The organism is Polaromonas sp. P1_H6 (assembly GCF_056405195.1).
In genome coordinates this window covers 1-24622 of sequence record NZ_JBFUCN010000034.1, presented here as the reverse complement: position 1 = coordinate 24622, position 24622 = coordinate 1, and the positions used below count along the sequence as shown (strand labels likewise).

Genomic DNA, 24622 nt, shown 5'->3' with positions numbered 1-24622 from the left:
CACGCATGAAGAAGTCCGGAACTATACGGCAGATGTAAGCAGTCTTTGTGCCAGCGGCCGTCAGGCAAGCAGCGGCAGGGGCTGCGTGAGCTTGTCGGGCACCAGCAGGGCCTCGACTTCGGCCTGCGTCATGATGCCCAGCGATTCCGCGATCTCGGCAATCGGTGCGCCGGTGGCGATCGCCGTCTTGGCAATCAACGCGGCCTTTTCGTAGCCGATGATGGGGTTGAGCGCAGTGACCAGGGTGACCGATTCGCGCACGCGTTTGGCCAGCAGCTCGCGGTTGGCCTCGATGCCGGCCACACAATTGGTTTGAAGCGTGAGGCAGGCCTGGCTCAGGTGTTCAATGCTCTTGAAAAGGCTCCAGCCCATGATGGGCTCGAAGGCATTGAGCTGCAGCTGGCCGGCCTCGGAGGCCATGGTCACGGTCATGTCGTTGCCTATCACCTCAAAGGCGACCTGGTTCATGACCTCGGGGATCACCGGGTTGACCTTGCCGGGCATGATGGACGAGCCCGCCTGGCGCGGCGGCAGCCGGATGTCGCCGAAGCCGGCCTGCGGGCCGCTGGAGAGCAGGCGCAGGTCGTTGCAGATCTTGCTGAGTTTGGTGGCCACGCGCTTGAGCACGCCGGACAGCTGGACGAACGCGCCGGTGTCCTGCGTGGCCTCGATCAGGTTGGCAGCTTTTTCAACAGGCACACCGCACTCCTCGGCGAGGTGGCGGCAGACGATGTCGGCATAGCCGGCCGGCGCATTGATGCCGGTGCCTATGGCCGTGGCGCCCAGGTTGATTTCCTGGATCAGCGCGCGCGCTTCGCGCAGGCGGGCCTCGTCCTCGCCGATCATGACCGCGTAGGTCAGGAATTCCTGGCCCAATGTCATGGGCACGGCGTCCTGCAGCTGGGTGCGGCCGATCTTCAACACGTCCCGGAACTCATGGGCTTTGGCCTCAAAGCCGGCGCGCAGGATGGCCATGGAGGCCAGCAGGCGCTCGATGGCGAACCACAGGGCGATACGCACGGCCGTGGGATAGACGTCATTGGTGCTTTGTGAGGCGTTGACGTGGTCGTTGGGATGCAGCACGTCGTAGCGGCCTTTTTCCAGGCCCAGCTTTTCCAGCGCGAGGTTGGCGATGACCTCGTTGGCATTCATGTTGGTGGAGGTGCCGGCGCCGCCCTGGATCACGTCGACCACGAACTGCTCGTGGTATTGGCCGGCAATGAGTTTTTCGCAGGCGCTCATGATGGCGGCGGCCCGCCTGGCATCCAGCGCGCCGAGTTGCTGGTTGGTGCGCGCCGCAGCCTTTTTGACGAAACCCAGCGCGCGTATCAGGTCGGGCATGGCCGAGATGCGGGTGCCGGAAATCGGGAAATTTTCGACCGCGCGCGCCGTGTGCACACCCCAATACGCGGCAAAGGGAATCTGCTTTTCACCGAGAAAGTCGTGCTCGGTGCGCGTGGCCCCCGCCGGGGTGGGAACGGGCTCGGCAAGCGGAGTGAAAGAAGAATCAGGGGGCACGGGCAACGATCAGAATTTGGACGTCACGAACTGTAAGTTTGCGGGTTTGAAAACACCAATGCTGTTTCAACGATCTTCTATGCATTTTTCTTATAACCACTCAGGGTTACTACTAGTACGCCTGTCTAGCCCAGTCGCGTGGCCGGGGTAGCGCCCCCCCGCAAGGCCGTCTTTTCCCTGCTGCTGGTTTGCGCCTGCAGGTAGCTCCACAAGGCCTGGGCGTGGCTTTTGGCGGAGTCCTTGGAGGTCGGCCGCTCGCGGTAGACGCGCACGTCCATGGTCATCTCCAGGTTGCCGCCGGCGCTCACGAGTTTTTTGGCCCGCAACTCTTTTCTGACGGCGCTAAGCGGCAAAAACGCGATGCCGTGGCCTTCCAGGGCCATGGCCTTGAGCCCTTCGGCCATGTCGGTTTCGTAGACACGGTCCAGGTGGATGGCGGTGCTGGACTGCTTGAGGATCATGTCGACCATGCGGCCCAGGTAGGCGCCGGGCGCGTAGCCCAGGTAAGGCAGGGGCTGGCCGGGACGCCCCGGCAGGCTGTACTCGGGGTCACCGGCGGCCGTGGCCCGCACAAAAGGCGCCAGCACCTCCTGGCCCAGCGACACCATTTCATAACGGTCCGGGTCCAGCTGGAAAGGCTGGGAGTCGTGGTGGTAGGCGATCAGCAGGTCGCAGCTGCCCTCCACCAGGCGCAGCACCGCGTCATGCACATTGAGCGCGATCAACCGGCTTTTGATGGGGCCGAATTTCTCGCGCAGGCTGCTGACCCAGGCCGGAAAAAAAGTGAAGGCCAGCGTGTGCGGCACGGCGAATTCGATGACGTCCTGCCCGGCCGAGGTGTGGCCGCGCAGCATGGCACGGGTGGACTGCAGGCCCTGCAGCATTTCCAGCGACTGGCTGTACAGGGTTTCGCCCGCCGGCGTCAAGCGCGTGGGATAGGAACTGCGATCGACCAGGTCGGTGCCGGCCCAGGCTTCCAGCGCCTGGATACGGCGCGAAAACGCCGGCTGGGTGACGTGACGCAGTTGGGCAGAGCGGCTGAAACTGCGGGTTTCAGCCAGACTGACGAAATCTTCCAGCCATTTGGTTTCCATGGCCCCGATTATGCGAGGCACTGAGGTATTTCGGCCTACGGGGAATCCCATGGCAGGACGAAGGAGCGGCATTCGCCGTAAATACCGTCCTCGAAATGTCTCTAGAAATACAAACCGCTTGCGGCTCGCCTGCTCAGGCCTCGGGCGAACTCTGTTGCAGCGCCCACATGCGCGCATACGCGCCTTCGGTTTCGAGCAGCTGCGCATGCGTGCCGCGCTCGACGATGCGCCCGCCGTCCATCACCAGGATCTCGTGCGCGTCGACCACGGTGGACAGGCGGTGCGCGATCACCAGCGTGGTCTTGTTCTGCGCGGCGGCGCGCAGCTCAGTCTGGATGGCGCGCTCGTTGGCCGAATCCAGCGCCGAGGTGGCTTCGTCAAAAATCACCACCGGCGGGTTCTTCAGCAGGGTGCGGGCGATCGCCACGCGCTGCTTTTCGCCGCCCGACAGCTTGAGCCCGCGCTCGCCCACCATGGTCTGGTAGCCCAGCGGCGTGGAGGCGATAAAGCCGTGGATGCGGGCCGAACGCGCGGCTTCTTCCACCTCTTCGTGGGTGGCGCCCGGCTTGCCGTAGGCGATGTTGTATTCCACCGTGTCGTTGAACAGCACCGTGTCCTGCGGGACGATGCCTATGGCCTGGCGCACGCTGGACTGCGTGACCTGCTTTATGTCCTGGCCGGCGATGGTGATGCGGCCCTGCTGCACGTCGTAGAAGCGGTAAAGCAGCCGCGCCAGCGTGGATTTTCCGGCGCCCGAGGAACCCACCACCGCGACAGTCTTGCCCGGCGGGATCTCGAAGCTCACGTTGTGCAGAATGGGTCGCGCCGGGTCGTAGGCGAAGTTCACGTTTTCGAAACGCACCGCCGGCGATTCAGGAATGACCAGGGCTTTGGCGCCCGGCAGGTCGGCGATTTCGCGCTCTTTTTCCATCAGCACGAACATCTTGTCGAGATCGGTGAGGCTCTGCTTGATCTCGCGGTAGATCACGCCCAGGAAGCCCAGCGGGATGTAGAGCTGGATCATGAAGGCATTGACCATCACCAGGTCGCCCAGCGTCATGTGGCCGTCGACCACGCCCTGCGTGGCGCGCCACAGCATGGCCACCAGCCCGATGGCGATGATCAGCTGCTGCCCGGCGTTGAGCAGGCTCAGGGTGTTCTGGCTCTTGATGGCGGCGCGCCGGTAGCGCAGCAGGTTCTCGTCGTAGCGAGCGGCCTCGAACTCTTCGTTGTTGAAGTACTTGACGGTCTCGTAGTTGAGCAGCGAGTCGATGGCGCGGCTGTGGGCCGACGAGTCCAGCTCGTTCATCGTCTTGCGGAACTGCGTGCGCCATTCCGTCACCGTGACGGTGAAGAAAATGTAGAACACCAGCGCGATGCCGGTGATGCCGGCGAACCAGACGTCGAACTTGACGGCCAGCAGGCTCAGCACCAGCGTCACCTCGATCAGCGTCGGGATGATGCTGTAGAGCGAATACGAGATCAGCGAATGCACGCCGCGCGTGCCGCGCTCGATGTCGCGCGTCATGCCGCCGGTCTGCCGCTCCAGGTGAAAGCGCAGGCTGAGCGCGTGCAGGTGGCGGAACACCTCCAGTGAAATCCGCCGCGCCGCGCCTTCGGTGGCCTTGGCGAACACCAGCTCGCGCAGCTCGGTGAACAGCGTGGTCGACAGGCGCAGCAGGCCGTAGGCCAGCAGCAGCGCCACCGGCACCACCAGCACGGCCTGCGCGTCGCCTGGCTTGAAGTTCATCGCGTCGACCAGGTTTTTCAGCAGCAAGGGCACGCCCACGTTGGCCAGCTTGGCGCCCACCATGAAGCTCAGCGCCGCCAGCACGCGCCATTTGTAGTCCCACAGGTAGGGGAAAAGGCGTTTAAGGGTGTCCAGGTCGGAACGCTGGGGCGCCGGCGCCTTGCCGGCGCCCGGCACGGGCGTGGCGGGCACGGCAAGGGAGGAATCGGCGGCGGAAGCTCGGGAGCGCATGAGGGACAATCGTGAGGGTTGTTGTAATAACTTTTTCAGATTGTGCCTATGTCTACCGAATCAAGCGCCCCTACGGAAATTCACGCCGAAGATGCCCTGACCGTCCAGCTGCCCACCGACAAGGAGCTGGTGCTCAAGGTCATCCCCATGCCGGCCGACTGCAACGCCAACGGCGACATCTTCGGCGGCTGGGTCATGGCCCAGGTCGACCTGGCCGGCTCCGTGGTGCCGGCCCGCCACGTCGACGGCCGGCTGGCCACCGTGGCGGTCAACCAGTTCATCTTCAAGCAGCCGGTGCGCGTGGGCGACATCCTGTCGTTTTTCTCCAGCCTGACGCGCATAGGCACCACCTCCATCACCGTGCAGGTCGAGGTCTATGCCGAACGCTTCCGCGCCCAGGGCCGCTACATCAAGGTCACCGAAGCCAGCCTGACCTACGTGGCGATTGACGATTTCGGCAAGCCGCGAAAGATCGCCAAGGACTGAGGCTTACTCAAACTCGCCGTGCCGGCCCTGCCCGCCCGCAAAACGCGCGGCGCCGGCAAACGCATCGGGCAGGCGCTGCTTGCCGCGCTCCCATTCCTGGTGCAGCGCCTCCTCCCATCCCAGGTCCCACTGCCGGTAGGCGCTGAGCCGGTCGGCCCGCATCGTGGCCTGCGGAAAGCGGCTGAGCTGCTGCGCCAGCGCCACCGCGGCCTCGCGCGCGCCGCCTTTGGGTACGACTCGGTTGGCCAGCCCGATTTGCAGCGCCTCGGCAGCCTCCACCTTGCGCCCGGTCAGGATCAAATCCATCGCATGGCCCATGCCGACCAGCCGCGGCAGGCGCACCGTGCCGCCGTCTATCAGCGGCACGCCGAAGCGCCGGCAGTAGACGCCGAAATAGGCGTCTTCCTCCATCACACGCAGGTCGCACCACAGCGCCAACTCCATGCCGCCGGCCACCGCCGCGCCGCTGACGGCGGCAATCACCGGCTTGGACAGCAGCAGCCGGGACGGCCCCATGGGCGCCAGCGGGTTTTTATCGCCGGGCGAAAAATCGAGCTGGCCCACGACCTGCTCACCGCCGGCTTGCGCGGCCAGCCGGGCGCCAGCCTGTAAATCCCAGCCCGCGCAGAAATGGCCGTGCGCGCCGTGGAACACCGCCACATGCGCATCCTCATCTTCATCAAAGGCGACAAAAGCTTCATGCAGCGCACGCGCCGTCACGGCATCGACCGCGTTGCGCACCTCGGGCCGGTCGAGTGTGATCACGGTGACCGACCCTTCCTTGGAAATATGGATGCTCATGAGGCCTCCGGCCACCAGCCGACGCGTGGCGCGGTGCCGGCTTCGGCTAATTCAGCGGCACTGACCTCGATCTCCATGCGCAGCAAGGCCGCCGCCATGGCCTTGCCGAGGTTGTCCATGCGCAGGTTGCGCGCTCCGCCGCCCTGCAGCGCCCCCTGCAGCACCAGCTTGAGCGCCAGGATGTTGGGCAGGGCCCAGCACTGCATCGTGCCGGGCAGCCAGGGCGCGAAGTGCGCCTGCACGCGTTCCGCCGTGACTTCGCGGGCGACCAGGCGGTAGCCCGCCTCGTTCCAGGCAAACAGGCCGAAGTCCACCCAGTCGGCCTTGTCGCCGCTGCGCGCGTGCGCGAGCTTCACGAGTTGCACCTTCATGATTGCAACACCTCCACCTGCACCGCGGCCTCGACCGCCTGCCGGTCCAGCAACGCGGGCCAGATGCCCAGCAGTTCACTGCTGTTGTTCGGGCCGTGAAAGCCGCAGCTGTAGGCCGGCCCGCTCAGCGCCATCCACGGAAACAGCCGGCCGAAACCATCGGCCACCGCCTTGTCCTGCGTGCGCACCGCCATGCGGACCCAGACCTCGTTGAGTTCGGCCAGCGCCTCGGGCGCGGGCAGGGGCGCCAACGGGCCGTGCGCCGAATTAAGCCCCGGAAACTCGACGAAGAGTTCGTCATGCGGCATGCGCCTGTCGGCCAGCTGGGCCCTCACCATGGCAACCGCCGCCTGCGCCTTGTCCCAGGCATCGGGCCAGCTGAAACCCCAGGTGACCTCGGCCTTGTAGCCGTCGCGAAAGCCGCCCACAAGCTTGAGCTGCGCCGGCCGCGGATGGCCGCGCGCGCCCGTCATGCGCACCTGGTCGTGGCCCAGGTCTTCGAGATTCACTTCCGACAGGTCCAGCACCACGTCGGGCGAGATATAGCGTGTGGGATCGTGCACCTCGTAGAGCAGTTGCTGGCGCACGGTGTCGAAGTTGATGCGCCCGCCGGTACCCGGCGCCTTGGCGATCAGCGCAGCGCCGTCTTCGCCGACTTCGGCAATCGGATAGCCGATATGGGCCAGGTCGGGAATCGCCTTCCAGGCCCCCTGGCTGCCGAAGTTGCCGCCGCTGCCCTGGCCTGAACATTCGAGCAAGTGCCCGACCGCCAGGCCCTGGGCCAACCGGTCCAGCTCGGACTGCGTGGTGGCGTCTTCGAGCTTCCAGCCGAACTCGTGCACCAGCGGCGCGAGGAATAGCGCCGCGTCGGCCACGCGCCCGGTGATGACGATGTCGGCGCCCTGCTGCAGCGCCGACACGATGGGCCGCGCGCCCAGGTAGGCATTGGCGAACACCATGCGTTCCTGCACGCTCTCAAAGGGCTGGGCGTTGAACAGATGCGGCGGCGCCAGCGCCGCTAGTTGCGGCAGCACGTCATCACCGCTGACCACCGCGATGCGCGCCTTCCAGCCCTTGGCCGCGAACGCCGCGCGCAAAGCAGCCGCAGCGCCCGCGGGGTTGAGCCCTCCGGCATTGCAGATGAACTTGACGCCGCGCGCCTGCATCAGCGGCCAGAGCTTCATCAGCATGGGCACCACGTCGCGCGCATAACCCAGCGATGCATCGCGCTGCCGGTCTTTTTGCAGGATGGCCAGCGTCAGCTCCGCGAGATGGTCGCTCGCGATGTAGTGCACGCCGCCGCGCTCAATGCTCGCGGCCACCGGCTCCCACGCGTCGCCATAAAAACCCAGGCCCGCGCCGATTCGAACATTTCCCATGTAAGGGATTACGCTTGATCGCCAAGGCGACACGTATTCGGAACAACCCCTAGCGACAGACCTTTAGGCGACAGCTATAACCAAGTCTCATCAAAGGGGAGACGCGATTTGCAATTCCTGCAGCTGCTCATCAGCGGTATCGCCCAAGGCTGCATCTACGGCTTGATCGCGCTGGGTTTTGTCCTGATCTACAAGGCCACCGAGACGGTCAGTTTTGCGCAGGGCGAGCTGATGATGCTGGGCGCCTTCGCCGGCCTGGCCTGCATGACGCTGCTGGGTTTTCCCTTCTGGCTGGCCGTGCTCAGCGCGATTGCCGGCATGGCGCTGTTCGGCATGCTGCTGGAGCGCCTCGTGATACGCCCCATCCTCGGCCAGCCCGCTTTTTCCATCGTCATGCTGACCATAGGCGTGGGCTACACGGCGCGCGGCCTCATCACCATGATTCCCGGCATAGGCACCGAAACTTACGTGCTGCCGGTGCCCTATAAAGACCAGATCTGGACCGCCGGCACGCTGGTCATCAACGTCGAGCAGGTCGCCATCATCGCCAGCACGGCAGTGCTGTGCCTGGCGCTGTTCGCGCTCTTCAGGTACAGCAAGCTGGGCATCGCCATGCAGGCCTCCTCGCAAAACCAGCTGGCCGCCTATTACATGGGCATTCCGGTCAAGCGGCTCAATGGCCTGGTCTGGGGCCTGGCCTCCGCCGTGGCGGCGATTGCCGGCCTGCTGCTGGCACCCATCACCTTTGTGCACGCCAACATGGGTTTCATCGGCCTCAAGGCCTTCCCGGCCGCGGTGGTCGGCGGCTTCGGCAGCCTGCCGGGCGCCATCGTCGGCGGCCTGGTCATAGGCCTGGTCGAATCGCTCTCGGGCTTTTACCTGCCCGACGGCTTCAAAGACATCGCCGCCTATGTGGTGGTGCTCATCATGCTGATGGTCAAGCCCAGCGGCCTGTTCGGCGAAAAGCTGCGCAAAAAGGTTTAACCAATTCATGCGCTTTATCTTCAAGACTGATTACGGCCAGGACCTCAAACTCGCCAAACACCCAGGCCATGTGTTCTGGTACGGCACGCTCATGCTCCTGCTGCTGGCCGCGCCCTGGCTGGTCGCCGAATACTGGCTCGCGCAGCTGACCTTTGTGATGATTTACGCGATTGCCGGCCTGGGCCTGATGCTGCTGGCGGGTTTCACCGGCCTGTTCTCGCTGGGCCATGCGGCCTTCCTAGGCGTGGGCGCCTACACCCAGGCCGTGCTGACGAACGCGGGGCTGCCCTTCCCCATCGCGCTGGCCTGCGCCGCCGGGCTCTCGGCCGCGGTGGGCCTGGTCGTGGGCCTGCCGGCGCTGCGCGTCAAAGGCATCTACCTGGGCATGGCCACGCTGTCCTTCGGCTTCATTGTTGAAGAGGTGTTCGCGCGCTGGGAAAGTGTGACCGGCGGCAATGCCGGCATCCACATCAAGGTGCCCGATATGTTCGGCTGGAAGCTTTCCAGCAGCGAGTCCTTCTATTTCCTCTGCCTCGTCATCACCGTGGCGTCCACGCTGGCCATCCTCAACCTGTTGCGCTCGCCCACGGGCCGGGCCTTTGTGGCGATACGCGATTCCGAGATTTCGGCGCAGAGCATGGGCATACACCTGGCGCGCTACAAGACGCTGTCCTTCGCGCTGTCGGCAGCACTGGCCGGCGTTGCCGGCGCGCTGTATGCGCACAAGCTGCAGTTCATCTCGCCCGACCAGTTCAACATCCTGCAGTCCATAGACCTGCTGCTGATGATCGTCATCGGCGGCGTGGGTTCGGTGCACGGCGCCTTCCTGGGCGCCATCTTCCTGATATCGATGCCGCAGGTGATCGCCCTCAGCAAGGACCACCTGCCCGCCGCCATAGGCCAGGCGCCCGGCCTGCAGGCGGCCGTGTACGGCATCGTGCTGATTGCCTTCGTGCTGTTCGAGCCGATGGGACTCTACGGTCGCTGGCTCAAGGTCCGCACCTACTTCCAGCTCTTTCCCTTCTACCGCAAAGGACTGTTCAAGCGGCAGAAATCCTTCCAGAAGTCGGACAGACTGAAATGAGCACGACACTTCTTTCAGCCAAAGACCTCAGCGTGCGCTTCGGCGGCGTGCTGGCCGTCAACAAGGTGAGCTTTGACGTGAAAGAGGGCGAGGTCTTCACGCTGATAGGCCCCAACGGCGCGGGCAAGACCACCGTGTTCAACCTGATCAGCCGCATCTACACGCCGACCAGCGGCGAGATCGAATACCGCGGCGAAAAGCTCACGGCCCAGCCGCCGCACAGGATCGCCGCGCTGGGCATCGCGCGCACCTTCCAGAACATCGAGCTGTTCGAGCACGCCACCGTGTTGCACAACCTGCTGATAGGCCGGCACACACATAGGCAGACCGGCCTGCTGCACGACCTCTTTTTCACCGCCAGGGCGCGCGACGCCGAACTCCAGGCGCGCGAGAAGGCCGAACAGGTGATCGACTTCCTCGACCTGCAGCACCATCGCGACTCCATGGTGGCGGGCCTGCCTTACGGCGTGCGCAAGGTGGTGGAACTGGCGCGCGCGCTGTGCACCGAACCGCGGCTGCTGCTGCTCGACGAGCCATCTTCCGGCCTCAACGTGGAGGAAACCGGCGACATGGCCTTCTGGATACAGGACATCCAGCACGAGCTGGGCATCACCGTGCTGATGGTCGAACACGACATGTCCCTGGTCTCGCGCGTCTCCGACCGCGTGCTGGCGATGAACCAGGGCGAGGTGCTGGCCGTGGGCACACCGCGCGAGGTGCAGAACGACCCGGGTGTGATCGAGGCTTACCTGGGTTCGGTCGACGAAGTTTCATCGCTCAGGAGGTCAGCATGAGCGCGGTACCGCCGCCTGTCAGCGACCAGCCCGTCCTCAAGCTGCTCAACGTCGAGAGCGCCTACGGCCCGATCAAGGCCATACGCGGCGTGAGCCTGCAGGTACGGCGCAGCGAGATCGCCACCGTGCTGGGCTCCAACGGTGCCGGCAAGTCCACCATCCTCAAGACCATCTCGGGCATCCTGGACCCGCGCAAGGGCTCCATCGACTTCAAGGGCCAGGACATCACGGCGCAGGACCCGGCTTTCATCGTGCAGCAGGGCCTGAGCCATGTACCCGAGGGCCGCGAGGTGTTCCCGCTGCTCAGCGTGCGTGACAACCTGCTGATGGGCGCCTACACCCGCAAGGACCGCGACGGCGTGGCGCTGGACATGGAAGCGGTCTACGGCTACTTTCCGATCCTGAAGGAGCGCGCACTGCAGGATGCCGGCCTGCTCTCGGGCGGCCAGCAGCAGATGCTGGCGATCTCGCGCGCGCTGATGGCCTCGCCCGACCTGATCCTGCTCGACGAGCCCAGCCTGGGCCTGTCGCCCAAGCTCACCAAGGAAATTTTTGAGATCGTGGTGCGCATCAACCGCGAGCGCGGCACCACCATCCTGCTGGTCGAGCAAAACGCCAACATGGCGCTCAACGCGTCGGACTACGGTTACGTGCTCGAAAACGGCCGCATCGTGATGGAAGACACCTGTGCCCGCCTGCGCGAGAAGGACGACATCAAGGAGTTCTACCTCGGCATGAAGGAAGACGGCGTGCGCGGTGAGCGGCGCTGGAAAAAGAAAAAGACCTGGAGATAGAAATGAGCAATCTCTGGGACCTCAGCCACATCAAGCCCGAACATGCCATCGTCATGCCGGGCGACACGATTCCCGCCGTGTTCTGGAACGCGGTGGCGCAGCGCGGCAACAAGACCTGGATGCGGCAGAAAAAGCTGGGCATCTGGCGCAGCTGGAGCTGGACCCAGACCGGCGATGCGGTGCGCGAGATCGCGGCCGGGCTGCTGAGCCTGGGTTTTGCGCGCGGCGAATGCGCCTCCATCCTCTCCAACACCATCGTTGACTGGGTGCTGGCCGACATCGCCGTGCTGAGCTGCGGCGGCGTCTGCAACGGCATCTATCCGACCGATGCCGCCTCGCAGGTGCACTACCTCTGTGAGGACTCGCGCACCACGCTGCTCTTCGTCGAGGACGACGAGCAGCTCGACAAGGCGCTGGAAGTCCGGCCGCAACTGCCGTTGCTGCGCCAGGTGATCGTGTTCGACATGGAAGGCCTGCGCGAGCTGGACGACCCGGGGGTGATGAGCCTGGACGCGCTTCGCGCGCTGGGCCGCGCTTACCTGGCGGACCATCCCGATGCGGTCAAGGAACGCGCCGCCGCGTGCCGGCCCGAAGACCTCGCCATCCTGGTCTACACCTCGGGCACCACCGGCAAACCCAAGGGCGCCATGCACAGCCAGCACGGCCTGGTGTTCACCGCGCGCGGCTACAACACGCTGGTGGCACAGGATGAAAACGACGAACGCATGTGCTTTTTGCCGCTGTGCCATATCGCCGAGCGCATGGGCGGCGAGTATTTTTCGCTGTACGCCGGCGCCAAACTCAACTTCGTCGAAAACCCCGAGACCATTCCCGAGAACGTGCGCGAGATCGCGCCCACCGTGTTCACCGCCGTGCCGCGCGTGTGGGAAAAGTTCTATTCCGGCGTGATGATCGCGCTCAAGGAAGCCAGCTGGCTGCAGCAGGCGGCCTACGCCTGGAGCATAGGCGTGGGCATGCGCATCGCCGACACCGTGCTGGCGGGCCGGCCCGTCGGCACCGCGCTCAGGCTCCAGTTCACGCTGGCGCGCTGGCTGGCGCTCAACAACACGCGCAAGCTCATCGGCATACACCGCGCGCGCTTTTGCGTCACGGGCGCGGCGCCGATTTCGCCTGACCTGGTCAAGTGGTACATGGCGCTGGGCGTTCCCATGCTGGAGGTCTGGGGCATGACGGAGACCTGCGGCGCCGCCAGCGGCGTGCCGGCCAGCCGCATGAAGCCCGGCTCCATAGGCCCGGCGGCCGGCTACAACGAAATGCGACTGGACCCGGCCACCGGCGAAATCCTGGTGCGGGGTCCCAACGTCTTCATGGGCTACCTGAACCAGCCCGAAAAGACCGCCGAAACCATAGATACGGAGGGCTGGCTGCACACCGGTGACGTGGGCGTGGTGGACGAGGAGGGCTATTTCAGGATCACCGACCGGATGAAGGACATCATCATCACGGCCGGCGGCAAGAACGTCACGCCCAGCGAGCTCGAGAACGAGCTCAAGTTCTCGCCCTACGTCACCGACGCGGTGGTCATAGGCGACAAGCGGCCCTACCTCACCTGCATCATCATGATCGACCAGGAAAACGTCGAGAAATTCGCCCAGGATGCGGACATACCCTTCAGTAATTACGCCAGCTTGACGCGGGCGGCCGAAGTGCAAGAATTGATCCAGTCGGAAATCGACCGGGTCAACAAAAAATTTGCGCGGGTCGAGCAGATCAAGAAATTTTTCCTGCTCGACACGCAGCTCACGGCGGAGGACGAAGAACTCACGCCGACCATGAAGCTCAAGCGCAAGCTCGTAGAACAAAAATATGCCCCGCACATCGAGGCCATGTACTAGGGCCCATTCAGGAGTAAGTTGTGCGTTTGGACCACAGATTCGGGATGAGATGCAAGGCGCAAGGCGTGCCGTGTAGCCCAGCTACACAAGCGATTTGCAACGCCGCAGATCGCCCGAAGCTGGCAGGCAAAACGTGCAAATTATTCCTGAATAAGCCCTAAGCACCGCGAACGAGTGAACAAGAACCATGAACCTTTAAGGAGACAAACCATGAAACTGACATCAAGCACCGCCCTTTCCGCGCTGGCCTGTGCCGCCGCCCTGTCGGCCGCGCCTGCGTGGGCGCAAAGCCAGGGCGTCAGCAAAACCGAAATCACGCTGGGCTCCATCCAGGACCTGTCGGGGCCGCTGGCGGGCTTCGGCAAGCAGATACGCAATGGCATGACCCTGCGCGTGGATGAACTCAATGAGCAAGGCGGCATCAACGGCCGCAAGATCAAGCTCATCGTCGAAGACTCGGGCTACGACCCCAAGAAAGCGGTGCTGGCGGCGCAAAAACTGGTGAACCAGGACAAGATCTTCGCCATGGTGGGCCACCTGGGCACGGCGCAGAACCTGGCCGCCATGCCGGTGCAGTTCGAGAAAAACGTCATCAACTTCTTCCCGGTGACGGCCGCCCGCGAGATGTACGAGCCCTTCCACAAGCTCAAGTATTCCTTCGCCGCCACCTACTACGACCAGATGAAGGCCGCCGTGCCCAAACTGGTCAAGGAAAAGAACGCCAAGAAGGTCTGCTCCATGTACCAGGACGACGAGTTCGGCCTGGAAGTGCAGCGCGGCGCCGACGACGGCCTCAAGGCCATTGGCATGACCATGGTCGAGAAAACCTCCTTCAAGCGCGGCGCCACCGACTTCTCGTCGCAGGTCGCCAAGCTCAAGGCCTCCGAATGCGACCTGGTGGTGCTGGGCACCATCATCCGTGAAACCATAGGCGGCATAGGCACGGCGCGCAAGCTGGGCTACAACCCGGTCTTCCTGGGCTCCAGCGCGGCCTACACCGACCTGATCCACAAGCTGGGCGGCAAGGCCATGGACGGCCTCTACGCGACCATGACGGTGCAAAACCCCTACCTGGACGAGGCCTCGCAACCCATCCGCTTCTGGGCCAACAAGTACAAGACCGCCTTCAACGAAGACCCGACCGTGTTCTCGGTCTACGGCTACACGGTGGTCGACGCCTTTATCCGCGCCTCGCAGAAGGCCGGCGCCAACCTGTCGACCGACAGCTTCATCAAGGCCATGGACACCATGGTGATCCCGGCCGACATCTTCGGCAGCTCCGAAGCGAAGTTCGGCCCGCAAAAACGCCTGGGCAACAACCAGTCGCGCCTGTCGCTGCTGCAGGATGCGCGCTGGAAAGTGGTGTCGGACTACATCACGCACTAAGCGCCGTTCCTCAGCCCTCGAAAACCGCCTCAGGGCGGTTTTTTCATGGGCTTGTCGCGAAGCGAGCATGTCGCGCACAATGCCGCATGCCCGCCTCACCCGACACCCTCGCCACGCTCCACTGCAAAACCACGAAGAGCTGGGCTACCTGGCTGAAAAAACACCATGCGGGCAGCGCCGGCATCTGGCTGAAGATCGCCAAGAAGGATTCCGGCATCGCCTCCACCACCCATGCCGAGGCGCTGGAAGAAGCCCTCTGCCAGGGCTGGATAGACGGCCAGCGCAACGCACTGGACGCGCAGTTCTTTCTGCAGAAGTTCACGCCGCGCCGCGCACGCAGCACCTGGTCCAAGATCAATTGCGACAAAGCCATGGCGCTGATCGCGTCGGGCCGGATGCAGCCCGCGGGCCTGGCCGAGGTCGAGCGCGCCAAAGCCGACGGCCGCTGGGACGCCGCCTACGATGGGCAAAGCAAGATCACCGTGCCCGACGACCTGGCCGCCCTGCTGGCCAAAAAACCCAAGGCCAGGGCCTTTTTTGAATCTCTCGATTCACGCAACCGCTTCGCCATCCTGTTCAGGCTTCAGACCGCCAAGAAAGCCGAGACACGCGAACGCCGGCTCGCGCTGTTTTTCGGCATGCTGCAGCGCGGGGAAAAAATCCATCCCTGAAGGCAGGCAGGGCTTCTGCTGACGCCGCGAGGTGTAAACGGTACATTGGACAGGACACCCATCCACAAACCAAACACGTGAAAAGGAGTCCGCATGGCGTCCAGCTGGTGGCAGCAGATCGGCGAAACCATCGCCTCGGAGTTCTCGGATTTGCCCGATGCCGAACAGGCCACTCGCGTCATGCTGCGCCTGGTGCTGGCGGCCTTGCTGGGCGGCCTGCTGGGCATGGAACGCGAACAAAAGGGCAAGGCCGCCGGTGTGCGCACCCACATGCTGGTGGCCATGGGCGCCGCGATGTTTGTGCTGGTGTCGGCGCAAACCGGCATGCTGAGCGCCGACCTGAGCCGTGTGATTCAAGGCATCATCGCCGGTGTTGGCTTCCTGGGCGCGGGCGCCATCCTCAAAGGCCACATCAAGGGCCACAGCGACGACGAAGAACAGGTCAAAGGCCTGACGACAGCCGCCGGCATCTGGCTGACCGCGGCCATAGGCGTGGCGGCCGGCATGGGACGCGAAGCGACGGCGGTCCTTAGCACCTTGCTGGCGCTGGGAATCCTGGCGGTGGTGCCGAGGCTGGTGCGGCTGATGGAAAAACCCGAGCCGCTGCTCAAGCCCGATGAAGGCACCCACACGGACAAGCCATAGGCCGGGCCTGCTTAGTCCTTGGTGCGCTGCGAAACGAACTCCCCTTCGTAACCCTTGGCCAGCGAGAGTTTCTCGGCCTCGCTGAGCACCTTGCCCGCGAGCTGGAAAATTCCCTGCTCTTCGTCTTCAAGGTGGTGATGGATCTTGTGGTGCAGCTCTTTCGCCGTGGCCAGCCAGCCCGGCGAACTGAAGTCGGTGCCCGCCAGCGTCTCCACCAGCTTGTCCATCTGGTGGTGCTCCGCGATGCCGTGCCGCGAAGGCTCCTGCGTCATGTCGTGGGCGATCAGCGGGACATAAAAAAATCGCTCCTCAGCCGCCGCGTGCGCCGCCAGCTCACGCCGGAGCTCCTTGAAAAGGGAATCGCGGTCCGGGCTGTCGCCTTGTGTCTTGATCAGGTGGTCGGCCAGGGCGCGCTGGGTGTCGTGGCTGGTTCGCAGTGCTTCAAAGATATTCATCCGGAAAGTATGCGGACAGCGCCCGCCGGCGCGTGTAGGCCAAGACCGGATTCCGCGGAGGGCCTCCGCCGCTATCTAATTGATAGCGCCCAACCCGCATTCCGCTTTAACTGCGGCACCGAAATGGCTTGCGAAGCATTTCACCGGCGGCAAGGCGCGGCAAAAGCGCTAAATTAGGGCCTATGAACAAAATCCTGCTCCTGGGCGGCACCGGCTTTGTCGGGCGCCATGTCTGTGAAAAACTCGCGCAACGCCAGTGCCGCGTCACCGTCGTCACGCGGCGGCAAAGCAACGCACGCCACCTGCAGATGCTGCCGCTGGTCGATGTGATAGAAGCCGACGCCCACGACAGCAGTTCGCTGGCACCGCTGCTGGCCGGCCACGACGCCGTCGTCAACCTGGTCGCTATCCTGAACGGCTCGCAAGCCGCGTTCGACAAGGCGCATGTGCAGTTGCCGCTGGAACTGGCCCGCGCCTGCGAAGCCAGCGGGCTGCGGCGCATCGTCCACATCAGCGCGCTGGGCGCTTCGCCCGGCTCGCCGTCCATGTACCAGCGCAGCAAGGCGCGCGGCGAGGCCGTGATGCTGAGCACCGGGCTGGACGTGACCGTGCTGCGGCCCAGCGTGATCTTCGGCACCGAGGACAAATTCCTCAACACCTTCGCGCGGCTGCAGCGGCTGTTCCCGGTGATTCCGCTGGCCGCCGCCGATGCGCGCTTGCAGCCCGTGTGGGTGGAGGACGTGGCGCAGGCCATCGTGCACTGCCTGCAGGATGCCGACACCGTGGGACAGATTTACGAAGCCTGCGGCCCCGACGTGTTCACGCTGCGGCAGCTCATGGGACTGGCGGGCCGCTACGCCGGCGTGAACGGCGGCAAGGGCCGGCCGGTGGTCGCGCTGCCCGCCGCGCTGGGCCGCCTGCAGGCACGCCTCATGGAACTGGCCCCCGGCGAGCCCATGCTCAGCCGCGACAACCTTGACGCCATGGCCAGCGACAACGTCGCCACCGGCAAGCTGCCCGGCCTTCAGGCGCTGGGCATACAGCCGGCATCGCTGGAAGCCATCGGGCCTTCCTACCTGGGCGAGCAAGGCCTGCGCAGCGGGCTCACGGCCAAGCGCAAGACGGCGGGAAGGTTCTGAGCCTCATGGTGGAGCAGGCCCCACGCGGTTGAAGGGTTCTGCAAGCCCAACCAGCGGGGGCCGCGGAACCGGCTCTGCCGGGCCGCAGGCGCCGCCCCCTCGAGGGGGGAACAGGCTACACGCAGTGAGCCTGGACGGGGGTGGGGTTGTACAGCATCAATTTTGCGGTTTTTTTGCATCAATGGCGCGCGGGCGGGGTTGTAGCATCGCAAGTCGTTTCATTTTGACCTTCATCACCAGCGGACGGGGATCCCATGCTCAAGCTCTACATCGGCAACAAAAACTACTCTTCCTGGTCCATGCGCCCCTGGGTGCTGCTCAAGCAGGCCGGAATTCCCTTTGAAGAAATCAAGCTGCGCTTCGACTCCTTCGACGCCAATTCAAGCTTCAAGGAAAAAATCGGCGGCGTGAACCCGACCGGCCGGGTGCCGGCGCTGGACGACGGAGGTTTTGTTGTGTGGGACACGCTGGCCATCGCCGAATACCTGGCCGAACGTTTTCCCGAGAAAAAGCTCTGGCCGCAAGACGTGAAGGCGCGCGCCCGGGCGCGTAGCGTCTGCGCTGAAATGCACAGCGGCTTCGGCGCGCTGCGCTCAGCCTGCCCCATGAACATCGAGGCCGACCTGTCGGACATGGGCCAGCTGATCTGGCGCGACAAGTCGGCCGTGCGCGACGACGTGCAGCGCATCGTCGAGATGTGGACCGAGCTGCTGGAGCAGCACAAGGGGCCTCGCACCGCCGGGCCGCCCCAAGGTGCGAGCGCCCCCTCGGGGGGCAGGGAGACGGAGTCGACCGTGGGGGCTCAGTTTTTGTTCGGCGAGTTCAGCATCGCCGACGCATTCTTTGCACCCGTCTGCATGCGCCTGAGCCGCTATGCCCTGCCCGTGCCGCCGGTCATCAGCGCCTACATGCAGCGTGTGGCCGCCTTGCCCGGCGTGAAGGCCTGGATAGACGATGCGCTCGCTGAAAACGATTTCCGCGAGTTCGAAGAACCCTACCGCGTCAAGCGCTGAACAGGAGGCCGCATGGTCACAATTTATCTGCGCTATGTGCTCAACACCGCCAAGCTCAAGGAGTTCGAGCACTACGGAAAGCTTTGGATTCCGCTGGTCGAAAAATTCGGCGGCAAGCACCACGGCTATTTCATGCCCAGCGAAGGCGCCAACAACATCGCGCTGGCCCTGTTCACCTTCGACAGCCTGGCGGCCTACGAGAGCTACCGCCAGCGTTCGTTTTCGGACCAGGATTGCCTGGCGGCTTTCAAATACGCTGAAACCACGGGCTGCATCATCAGCTACGAGCGCAGCTTCTTCCGGCCGGTGTTCTCCTGACTACCGGGTTCCGGCGGGGGAGCTGGATGCTTTCATAAAGTCGATTACCGGGATGCAGGGCAAGGCGTACGGCGCGCAGGACACCGGAATGCACTTCGGTGCATGAGGATTCCGAGCACCGTACAACGCCGCCATGCGCCCGGCAATCGGGTTTAGGGAAGTATCCTAAACTGGGCTCATGGAAATATTCATGGTCGGTGGCGCGGTGCGCGATACCTTGCTCGGCTTGCCGGTGCAGGATCACGACTGGGTGGTCGTGGGCGCCACGCCCGAAGAACTGGCGGCCCAGGGCTACCTGCCCGTGGGCAAGGACTTCCCCGTCTTCCTGCATCCCGACACCCGCGAAGAGTACGCGCTGGCCCGCACCGAGCGCAAGACCGCGCGCGGCTACCGCGGTTTTGCGGTGCATGCCGAACCCGACGTGACGCTGGAGCAGGACCTGGCGCGGCGCGACCTGACCATCAATGCCATCGCGGCGCCCGCCCGCGGCGGAGGCGGAGAACCCGGCAAGTTCGAGCCCGATTTCTCCGCGCTGATAGACCCCTTCGACGGCCGGAAAGACCTGCGGGACAAGGTTCTCCGCCACGTGACCGGTGCTTTCCGCGAAGACCCGGTGCGCATCTTGCGGCTGGCCCGCTTTGCCGCCCGCTTTCCCGATTTTTCGGTGGCGCCCGAGACCCTGGCGCTGATGCGGGACATGGTGGCCGACGGCGAAGCCGATGCGCTGGTGCCCGAACGCGTGTGGCAGGAACTGGCGCGCGGGCTCATGGAAGACAAACCCTCCCGCATGTTCGAGGTGCTGCGGGACAGCGGCGCGCTGGACAAACTGCTGCCCGAGGTGGCGCGCCTCTGGGGCGTGCCCCAGCCCGCCAGCCACCACCCCGAGGTCGACACCGGCATTCACCTGATGATGGTGCTGGACATGTCGGCGCAGCTCAAGGCGCCCCTGGCAGCGCGCTTTGCCTGCCTCTGCCACGACCTCGGCAAGGGCACCACGCCGGCCGACGTCCTGCCGCGCCACATCGGCCATGAAGATCGCAGCGCCGAACTCCTGAAAGACGTATGCGAACGCCTGCGCGTGCCGGTGGACTGCCGCGAAACCGCCGACGTGGTGGCGCGCGAGCACGGCAACGTCCACCGCAGCGAAGGCCTGAACGCCGCATCCGTCGTGCGCCTGCTGGAGCGCTGCGACGCCTTTCGCAAGCCCCGGCGCTTCGCCGACATCCTGCTGGCCTGCGAATGCGACGCCCGCGGCCGCCTGGGCCTGCACGACTCACCCTACCCGCAGCGCACGCACCTGCTTGGAGCCCTGGCCGCGGCCCAGGCAGTGGAAACGCAGCCGCTGGCGCTGGCGGCGCAGGCGGAGGGACGTGACGGCAAGCAGGTGGGTGATGCCATCCGCAAGGCGCGCATCAAAGCGGTGCAGGACAAGCTTCCCGCCACCACGACAGTGCCGCCACCACCCTCCAACACCTGAAAAAGCGAAACCGGCCTACAGCGACGCGGCTGGGGCCCTGCTAAGGTGAAGGGCGATGCATTTATCACCTTCCCCATCGTCGGCTTCGCCATCATCGCGCTTGCCGCTTCCCGGGCCCTTGCCGGCCATAGGCGCGCAGACCGCTCTCTTCCTGGACTTTGACGGAACCCTGGCCGACCTGGCGCCCGAGCCCGATGCGGTCCGGCTGGTGTCGGGCGTGATTCCGGCCCTGCTCAGGCTTTCAGGCCAGCTCGGCGGCGCGCTGGCGATTGTCTCGGGCCGCAGGCTGGCCGACCTGGACGGCTTTCTTTCGCCCTTGCAACTCCCCCTGGCCACCGAGCACGGCGCGCAGCGACGCGACGCGCACGGCCGCCTCGTCAGCCTGGCCGAGCCGGACCTGGCCGAGCTCGCGCGCCGCGCCACCGAGTTCGCGGCCCACCATGACGGGTTGCGTGTTGAGATCAAGCAAGCGGCCGTTGCACTGCATTACCGGCATGCGCCTGAACTCGAATCGCTGTGCCTGCAGCTCATGCAGGAGGCCGCGGACCGCACGCCCGGGGTCGAGTTGCTGCGCGGCAAATGTGTTTTTGAAGTCAAACCCGCGAACGTCAGCAAGGGCCTTGCGATCAGGGCCTTTATGGGCGAAGCACCGTTTGCCGGCCGCCTTCCGCTGTTCGCCGGCGACGACACCACCGACGAAGCCGGCTTCGCCGCCGTCCAGGCCATGGGCGGCGAAGGCATCAAGGTCGGCGAAGGCGCCACCGTCGCGCGCCACCGCTGCGCATCGCCCGACGTGCTGCGCGAGTGGCTGCATGCGGCCTTCGACGGCAGGTCGCGGGAGGCCAACGACACGCCGGCCGCCGCGCCAGAAAGCCGTCCATGAGCGTCGCCGCCGATTCCCTGCACTTTGAGCCGCCTGCCAAGCCGTCCCTGGCCATGGGCGTCATCGGCAACTGCGGCTTCAGTGCCCTGGTTGACGCGCGCGGCCGCATCGTCTGGTGCTGCCTGCCGCGCTTTGACAGCGACCCGGTGTTCAACGCCCTGCTCGAGCCGCAGCCCGCGCCGGACGATGCGACCAGCCCCGGCGCCCAGGACTCGCAGTCCAGCGCCTTCGCCATCGAGATTGAGGACTTCGCCGAAGCCAGGCAATGGTACGAACCCAATACCGCCGTGCTGCGCACCCAGCTGTTCGACAAGCACGGCCAGGGCATAGAGATCACCGACTTCGCGCCGCGTTTTTTCAGCCGGTCGCGCTTTTTCAGGCCCATGACGCTGGTGCGCCGCGTGAAGCCCATCAACGGTGCGCCGCGCATACGCGTGGCGCTGGACATTCGTTTCGACTGGGGCCGGCGCAAGCCCCTGATCACCCAGGGCAGCAACCACCTGCGTTATGTGGGCGACGAGCTCACGCTGCGCCTGAACACCGACGTGTCGATTTCGCACCTGCTGTCAAAGCAGCCTTTTGTGCTGACGCGCGAGCACAATTTTTTGCTCGGCGCCGACGAATCGCTTCCCGAAGGCATCGCCGACACGGCGCGCCTGTTTGAGCAGGAAACCATTTCCTACTGGAGGAAGTGGAGCCAGCGCCTGCACATTCCGCTGGAGTGGCAGGAGGCCGTGATACGCGCGGCCATCACGCTCAAGCTCTCGCTGTTTGAAGATACCGGCGCCATCGTCGCAGCTATGACCACCAGCATTCCGGAAGCGCCCGGCAGCCAGCGCAACTGGGACTACCGCTATTGCTGGCTGCGCGACGCCTTTTTTGTGGTGCGCGCGCTCAACAGCCTCTCCGAAGTCGGCACCATGGAGGACTACCTGCGCTGGCTCAGCAATGTGGTGGTGCAATCCAAGGGCGGGCACATCCAGCCGCTCTACGGCATAGGCCTGGAGCGCGAACTTCCCGAATCCATCATGGTGCACCTGGGCGGCTACCGCGGCATGGGCCCGGTGCGCGTCGGCAACCAGGCCCAGGAACATTTCCAGCACGATGTCTACGGCAACGTGATACTGGGCGCGGCCCAGTCCTTTCACGACCACCGGCTGTTGCACCGCGCGGGCATTGCCGAATTCAAGCGGCTTGAAGACGTCGGCGAGCAGGCCGTGCACAACTACGACAAACCCGACGCCGGCATGTGGGAGCTGCGCACGCGCGCGCGCATCCACACCTCCTCGGCCCTGATGTGCTGGGCCGCCTGCGACCGGCTGGCCAAGATAGCGGTGACACTCAAATTACAGGACAGGGCCGGCTACTGGCGAAACCACGCTGCGGTGATGCAGGAACGCATTCTGCGCGAGTCCTGGAGCGAAGAGCGCCAGTCTTTTGCCGAAAGCTTCGGCGGCGGCGACCTCGACGCCAGCGTGCTGCTGATGATTGAAGTGGGCTTTATCGACCCCAAAGACCCGCGCTTCATCGCGACGGTGGACGCGCTCGAAACCCATTTGTGCGACGGCCCCTATATGCGGCGCTACGAAGCGCCCGACGATTTCGGCAAACCCGAAACCGCCTTCAACATCTGCACCTTCTGGCGCATAGACGCGCTGGCCCGCATAGGCCGCAAGGAGCAGGCCCGCGAGATTTTCAACACCATGCTGGCCGCTCGCAACCACGTGGGCCTGCTGTCGGAAGACACGCATCCCGTGACCGGCGAGATGTGGGGGAATTTTCCGCAGACGTATTCGATGGTGGGGATCATTAACGCGGCAGTCCGCCTTTCCACGCCCTGGGAATCGCAAGTATGAGCCGGCTGGTGGTCGTCTCGAACCGCGTCGCGGACCCGCGCAAGGCCGCTGCGGGTGGCCTGGCCGTGGCGCTGGGCGATTCGCTCAATGCCACGGGCGGCCTGTGGTTCGGCTGGAGCGGCAATGTCATCGAAGGCGGGGCGGCCGGTGAAGGCGAGCTGCATGTGCAGCAGGCCGGCAACGTCAAGCTGGCGACGGTGGACCTGTCGGCCGAAGACCATGCGGGCTACTACCTGGGCTACAGCAACGGCGTGCTGTGGCCGGTGTTCCATTACCGGCTGGACCTGGCGCGTTTCGACACCGGTTTCATCGAAGCCTACCGCCGTGTGAACCGGCTGTTCGCGCACAAGCTGATGTCCCTGCTCCGGCCCGACGACATCATCTGGATCCACGACTACCACCTGATCCCCATGGCCGCCGAACTGCGCGCCATGGGCTGCAACAACCGTATCGGTTTTTTCCTGCACATCCCGCTGCCGCCGCAGCAGATACTGGCAGCCATTCCGCAGCATGAGTGGTTGATGCGCGCACTGTTCGCCTACGATCTGGTGGGCTTCCAGAGCGAGAACGACCTGCTGCATTTCTCGCGCTACGTGCAGGCCGAGGCCGGCGCCGTGGCGCTGGGCGGCAACCGCTTCAGGGCTTTTCACCGCACCGTGCGCGCCGGCGCCTTTCCCATCGGCATAGACGTAAACGAGTTCGCGGCGCTCACGCACGCGCAGGATGCGCGCGACATGTACGAGCGCATGAAAGAAGAGTATTCGCGCCGCAAGCTGCTGCTGGGCGTGGAGCGGCTCGACTATTCCAAGGGCCTGCCGCAGCGGCTGAAGACGTTTGAAACCCTGCTGAAAAAATACCCCGAAAACATCCGAAGCGCCACGCTCATCCAGATCGCCTCGCCCAGCCGGGAAGACATGGGCACCTACACCGACCTGCTGCAGGAACTCGAAAGCCTGTGCGGCGCAACCAACGGCAACTTCGGCGAACTCGACTGGATGCCGATACGCTACATCCACCGCAACGTGGCGCGCAAGCGCCTGCCCGGCCTGTACCGCGTGGCGCGCGTGGCGCTGGTCACGCCGCTGCGCGACGGCATGAACCTGGTGGCCAAGGAATTTATCGCCGCCCAGGATCCCGCCGACCCCGGGGTGCTCGTGCTGTCGCGCTTTGCGGGCGCGGCCGAGCAGCTGGAAGACGCGCTGCTGGTCAACCCCTACGACATCGACGGCACGGCCGACACCATACAGCGCGCGCTGCAGATGCCGCTGGAGGAGCGGCAGGCGCGGCATCAGAAATTACTCAAGAACATTCGTGAGCATGATGTGCATTGGTGGAGGAGGGAGTTTCTTAATGCCCTCGGGTACGAGGGACCTGCTTAGTTGAGGCCGGTCTTGCTCCGGCGGTGCGCTTGCTGCTGAGTCTTGCTGGCCGGGGTCGCCCGGCGGCGAGGCACTTTTCTTTGCTTCGCCAAAGAAAAGTACCCAAAAGAAAGGCGACCCGCAGTCTGGGTCCCTACGCTTCGCTACGGGCAACCTGCGGTGCTCGACTACGGCGGGGTCTCGCGCAAACTCGCTTCGCTCAAACAAGCGCGATCCCTGATCCGCCTACGTCTGCGCTCCTCGGCCCAGCCAGGACGG

At 64.7% G+C, this 24622-nt stretch carries 23 protein-coding genes; 16 read left to right on the top strand and 7 right to left on the bottom strand.

The window, feature by feature from the left end:
• Positions 1-60: 60 nt before the first annotated feature.
• The 3 genes from AC1D1F_RS22190 to AC1D1F_RS22180 all read right to left on the bottom strand — a co-directional run bounded on the left by AC1D1F_RS22190 (position 61) and on the right by AC1D1F_RS22180 (position 4593).
• Positions 61-1518, bottom strand: coding sequence for an aspartate ammonia-lyase (locus AC1D1F_RS22190; RefSeq protein WP_477675054.1), 1458 nt, complete (start codon positions 1516-1518; stop codon positions 61-63).
• A 125-nt stretch (positions 1519-1643) separates the two neighbouring features.
• Complete coding sequence (locus AC1D1F_RS22185; protein WP_477675055.1) at positions 1644-2612, bottom strand: LysR substrate-binding domain-containing protein; 969 nt, start codon at positions 2610-2612, stop codon at positions 1644-1646.
• Between the two features lie 133 nt (positions 2613-2745).
• On the bottom strand, positions 2746-4593 hold the full coding sequence (locus AC1D1F_RS22180) for an ABCB family ABC transporter ATP-binding protein/permease (RefSeq protein ID WP_477700838.1): 1848 nt from the start codon (positions 4591-4593) through the stop codon (positions 2746-2748).
• A 48-nt stretch (positions 4594-4641) separates the two neighbouring features.
• Here AC1D1F_RS22180 and AC1D1F_RS22175 point away from each other — a divergent pair, with 48 nt between their 5' ends.
• Positions 4642-5079, top strand: coding sequence for an acyl-CoA thioesterase (locus AC1D1F_RS22175; RefSeq protein ID WP_477675057.1), 438 nt, complete (start codon positions 4642-4644; stop codon positions 5077-5079).
• Between the two features lie 3 nt (positions 5080-5082).
• On the opposite strand, the gene AC1D1F_RS22170 is transcribed toward AC1D1F_RS22175, so the two are convergent.
• From AC1D1F_RS22170 to AC1D1F_RS22160, 3 genes are read right to left on the bottom strand one after another with little or no spacing between them, the layout of a single operon-like run.
• Positions 5083-5880 carry a crotonase/enoyl-CoA hydratase family protein gene (locus AC1D1F_RS22170; RefSeq protein ID WP_477675058.1) on the bottom strand — a complete coding sequence of 266 codons (798 nt, stop codon included), beginning with the start codon at positions 5878-5880 and terminating at the stop codon, positions 5083-5085.
• Positions 5877-6251, bottom strand: coding sequence for an AtuA-related protein (locus AC1D1F_RS22165; RefSeq protein ID WP_477675059.1), 375 nt, complete (start codon positions 6249-6251; stop codon positions 5877-5879). The genes AC1D1F_RS22170 and AC1D1F_RS22165 overlap by 4 nt, the downstream gene beginning before the upstream one ends.
• Positions 6248-7630: an acyclic terpene utilization AtuA family protein gene (locus AC1D1F_RS22160; protein ID WP_477675060.1), complete on the bottom strand. Its 1383-nt coding sequence runs from the start codon at positions 7628-7630 to the stop codon at positions 6248-6250. Before AC1D1F_RS22160 ends, AC1D1F_RS22165 begins: the two co-directional genes overlap by 4 nt.
• A 108-nt stretch (positions 7631-7738) precedes the next feature.
• Between AC1D1F_RS22160 and AC1D1F_RS22155 the strand changes: the two genes are divergently transcribed.
• The 8 genes from AC1D1F_RS22155 to AC1D1F_RS22120 all read left to right on the top strand — a co-directional run bounded on the left by AC1D1F_RS22155 (position 7739) and on the right by AC1D1F_RS22120 (position 15844).
• Positions 7739-8614 carry a branched-chain amino acid ABC transporter permease gene (locus AC1D1F_RS22155; RefSeq protein WP_477652944.1) on the top strand — a complete coding sequence of 292 codons (876 nt, stop codon included), beginning with the start codon at positions 7739-7741 and terminating at the stop codon, positions 8612-8614.
• Between the two features lie 7 nt (positions 8615-8621).
• Positions 8622-9698, top strand: coding sequence for a branched-chain amino acid ABC transporter permease (locus AC1D1F_RS22150; RefSeq protein ID WP_477675062.1), 1077 nt, complete (start codon positions 8622-8624; stop codon positions 9696-9698).
• Positions 9695-10492, top strand: coding sequence for an ABC transporter ATP-binding protein (locus tag AC1D1F_RS22145; protein WP_477675063.1), 798 nt, complete (start codon positions 9695-9697; stop codon positions 10490-10492). Before AC1D1F_RS22150 ends, AC1D1F_RS22145 begins: the two co-directional genes overlap by 4 nt.
• Positions 10489-11286 (top strand): ABC transporter ATP-binding protein, encoded by a 798-nt coding sequence (locus AC1D1F_RS22140; protein ID WP_477652941.1) that lies wholly within the window; start codon positions 10489-10491, stop codon positions 11284-11286. Before AC1D1F_RS22145 ends, AC1D1F_RS22140 begins: the two co-directional genes overlap by 4 nt.
• A 2-nt stretch (positions 11287-11288) precedes the next feature.
• Positions 11289-13142, top strand: coding sequence for an AMP-dependent synthetase/ligase (locus AC1D1F_RS22135; RefSeq protein ID WP_477675065.1), 1854 nt, complete (start codon positions 11289-11291; stop codon positions 13140-13142).
• 210 nt (positions 13143-13352) lie between these two features.
• Positions 13353-14528 (top strand): ABC transporter substrate-binding protein, encoded by a 1176-nt coding sequence (locus AC1D1F_RS22130; RefSeq protein WP_477675066.1) that lies wholly within the window; start codon positions 13353-13355, stop codon positions 14526-14528.
• A gap of 86 nt (positions 14529-14614) precedes the next feature.
• Complete coding sequence (locus AC1D1F_RS22125; protein WP_477675067.1) at positions 14615-15199, top strand: YdeI/OmpD-associated family protein; 585 nt, start codon at positions 14615-14617, stop codon at positions 15197-15199.
• A gap of 93 nt (positions 15200-15292) precedes the next feature.
• Positions 15293-15844: an MgtC/SapB family protein gene (locus AC1D1F_RS22120; RefSeq protein ID WP_477675068.1), complete on the top strand. Its 552-nt coding sequence runs from the start codon at positions 15293-15295 to the stop codon at positions 15842-15844.
• A gap of 11 nt (positions 15845-15855) precedes the next feature.
• Here AC1D1F_RS22120 and AC1D1F_RS22115 read toward each other — a convergent pair whose 3' ends face one another.
• Positions 15856-16299, bottom strand: a complete 444-nt coding sequence (locus tag AC1D1F_RS22115) for a hemerythrin domain-containing protein (protein WP_477675069.1) — start codon at positions 16297-16299, stop codon at positions 15856-15858.
• Positions 16300-16481: 182 nt separating this feature from the next.
• Here AC1D1F_RS22115 and AC1D1F_RS22110 point away from each other — a divergent pair, with 182 nt between their 5' ends.
• From AC1D1F_RS22110 to otsA, 7 genes are all read left to right on the top strand, one after another.
• Entirely contained in the window at positions 16482-17438 is a 957-nt protein-coding gene (locus AC1D1F_RS22110; protein ID WP_477675070.1) for a complex I NDUFA9 subunit family protein, read from the top strand.
• Between the two features lie 254 nt (positions 17439-17692).
• Positions 17693-18451: a glutathione S-transferase family protein gene (locus tag AC1D1F_RS22105; RefSeq protein ID WP_477696488.1), complete on the top strand. Its 759-nt coding sequence runs from the start codon at positions 17693-17695 to the stop codon at positions 18449-18451.
• A gap of 12 nt (positions 18452-18463) precedes the next feature.
• Positions 18464-18769 carry an NIPSNAP family protein gene (locus tag AC1D1F_RS22100; RefSeq protein WP_477652932.1) on the top strand — a complete coding sequence of 102 codons (306 nt, stop codon included), beginning with the start codon at positions 18464-18466 and terminating at the stop codon, positions 18767-18769.
• Positions 18770-18947: 178 nt separating this feature from the next.
• Positions 18948-20246, top strand: coding sequence for a multifunctional CCA addition/repair protein (locus AC1D1F_RS22095; RefSeq protein WP_477678295.1), 1299 nt, complete (start codon positions 18948-18950; stop codon positions 20244-20246).
• A 55-nt stretch (positions 20247-20301) separates the two neighbouring features.
• A complete protein-coding gene (otsB, locus tag AC1D1F_RS22090; RefSeq protein ID WP_477678296.1) occupies positions 20302-21129 on the top strand; it encodes a trehalose-phosphatase in 828 nt (275 codons plus the stop codon).
• The gene (locus AC1D1F_RS22085; protein ID WP_477678297.1) at positions 21126-22985 is read left to right on the top strand and encodes a glycoside hydrolase family 15 protein; all 1860 of its coding nucleotides are present in this window, start codon (positions 21126-21128) and stop codon (positions 22983-22985) included. Before otsB ends, AC1D1F_RS22085 begins: the two co-directional genes overlap by 4 nt.
• Positions 22982-24364 (top strand): alpha,alpha-trehalose-phosphate synthase (UDP-forming), encoded by a 1383-nt coding sequence (gene otsA / locus AC1D1F_RS22080; RefSeq protein ID WP_477678298.1) that lies wholly within the window; start codon positions 22982-22984, stop codon positions 24362-24364. The genes AC1D1F_RS22085 and otsA overlap by 4 nt, the downstream gene beginning before the upstream one ends.
• Positions 24365-24622 lie beyond the last annotated feature (258 nt).

Coding starts and splice junctions, on each gene's coding strand:
- AC1D1F_RS22175 (WP_477675057.1), top strand. CDS start 4,642: ATGTCTACCGAATCAAGCGCCCCTACGGAAATTCACGCCGAAGATGCC.
- AC1D1F_RS22095 (WP_477678295.1), top strand. CDS start 18,948: ATGGAAATATTCATGGTCGGTGGCGCGGTGCGCGATACCTTGCTCGGC.
- otsB (WP_477678296.1), top strand. CDS start 20,302: ATGCATTTATCACCTTCCCCATCGTCGGCTTCGCCATCATCGCGCTTG.
- otsA (WP_477678298.1), top strand. CDS start 22,982: ATGAGCCGGCTGGTGGTCGTCTCGAACCGCGTCGCGGACCCGCGCAAG.
- AC1D1F_RS22180 (WP_477700838.1), bottom strand. CDS start 4,593: ATGCGCTCCCGAGCTTCCGCCGCCGATTCCTCCCTTGCCGTGCCCGCC.
- AC1D1F_RS22120 (WP_477675068.1), top strand. CDS start 15,293: ATGGCGTCCAGCTGGTGGCAGCAGATCGGCGAAACCATCGCCTCGGAG.
- AC1D1F_RS22170 (WP_477675058.1), bottom strand. CDS start 5,880: ATGAGCATCCATATTTCCAAGGAAGGGTCGGTCACCGTGATCACACTC.
- AC1D1F_RS22140 (WP_477652941.1), top strand. CDS start 10,489: ATGAGCGCGGTACCGCCGCCTGTCAGCGACCAGCCCGTCCTCAAGCTG.
- AC1D1F_RS22085 (WP_477678297.1), top strand. CDS start 21,126: ATGAGCGTCGCCGCCGATTCCCTGCACTTTGAGCCGCCTGCCAAGCCG.
- AC1D1F_RS22160 (WP_477675060.1), bottom strand. CDS start 7,630: ATGGGAAATGTTCGAATCGGCGCGGGCCTGGGTTTTTATGGCGACGCG.
- AC1D1F_RS22100 (WP_477652932.1), top strand. CDS start 18,464: ATGGTCACAATTTATCTGCGCTATGTGCTCAACACCGCCAAGCTCAAG.
- AC1D1F_RS22105 (WP_477696488.1), top strand. CDS start 17,693: ATGCTCAAGCTCTACATCGGCAACAAAAACTACTCTTCCTGGTCCATG.
- AC1D1F_RS22185 (WP_477675055.1), bottom strand. CDS start 2,612: ATGGAAACCAAATGGCTGGAAGATTTCGTCAGTCTGGCTGAAACCCGC.
- AC1D1F_RS22150 (WP_477675062.1), top strand. CDS start 8,622: ATGCGCTTTATCTTCAAGACTGATTACGGCCAGGACCTCAAACTCGCC.
- AC1D1F_RS22145 (WP_477675063.1), top strand. CDS start 9,695: ATGAGCACGACACTTCTTTCAGCCAAAGACCTCAGCGTGCGCTTCGGC.
- AC1D1F_RS22130 (WP_477675066.1), top strand. CDS start 13,353: ATGAAACTGACATCAAGCACCGCCCTTTCCGCGCTGGCCTGTGCCGCC.
- AC1D1F_RS22165 (WP_477675059.1), bottom strand. CDS start 6,251: ATGAAGGTGCAACTCGTGAAGCTCGCGCACGCGCGCAGCGGCGACAAG.
- AC1D1F_RS22135 (WP_477675065.1), top strand. CDS start 11,289: ATGAGCAATCTCTGGGACCTCAGCCACATCAAGCCCGAACATGCCATC.
- AC1D1F_RS22125 (WP_477675067.1), top strand. CDS start 14,615: ATGCCCGCCTCACCCGACACCCTCGCCACGCTCCACTGCAAAACCACG.
- AC1D1F_RS22110 (WP_477675070.1), top strand. CDS start 16,482: ATGAACAAAATCCTGCTCCTGGGCGGCACCGGCTTTGTCGGGCGCCAT.
- AC1D1F_RS22115 (WP_477675069.1), bottom strand. CDS start 16,299: ATGAATATCTTTGAAGCACTGCGAACCAGCCACGACACCCAGCGCGCC.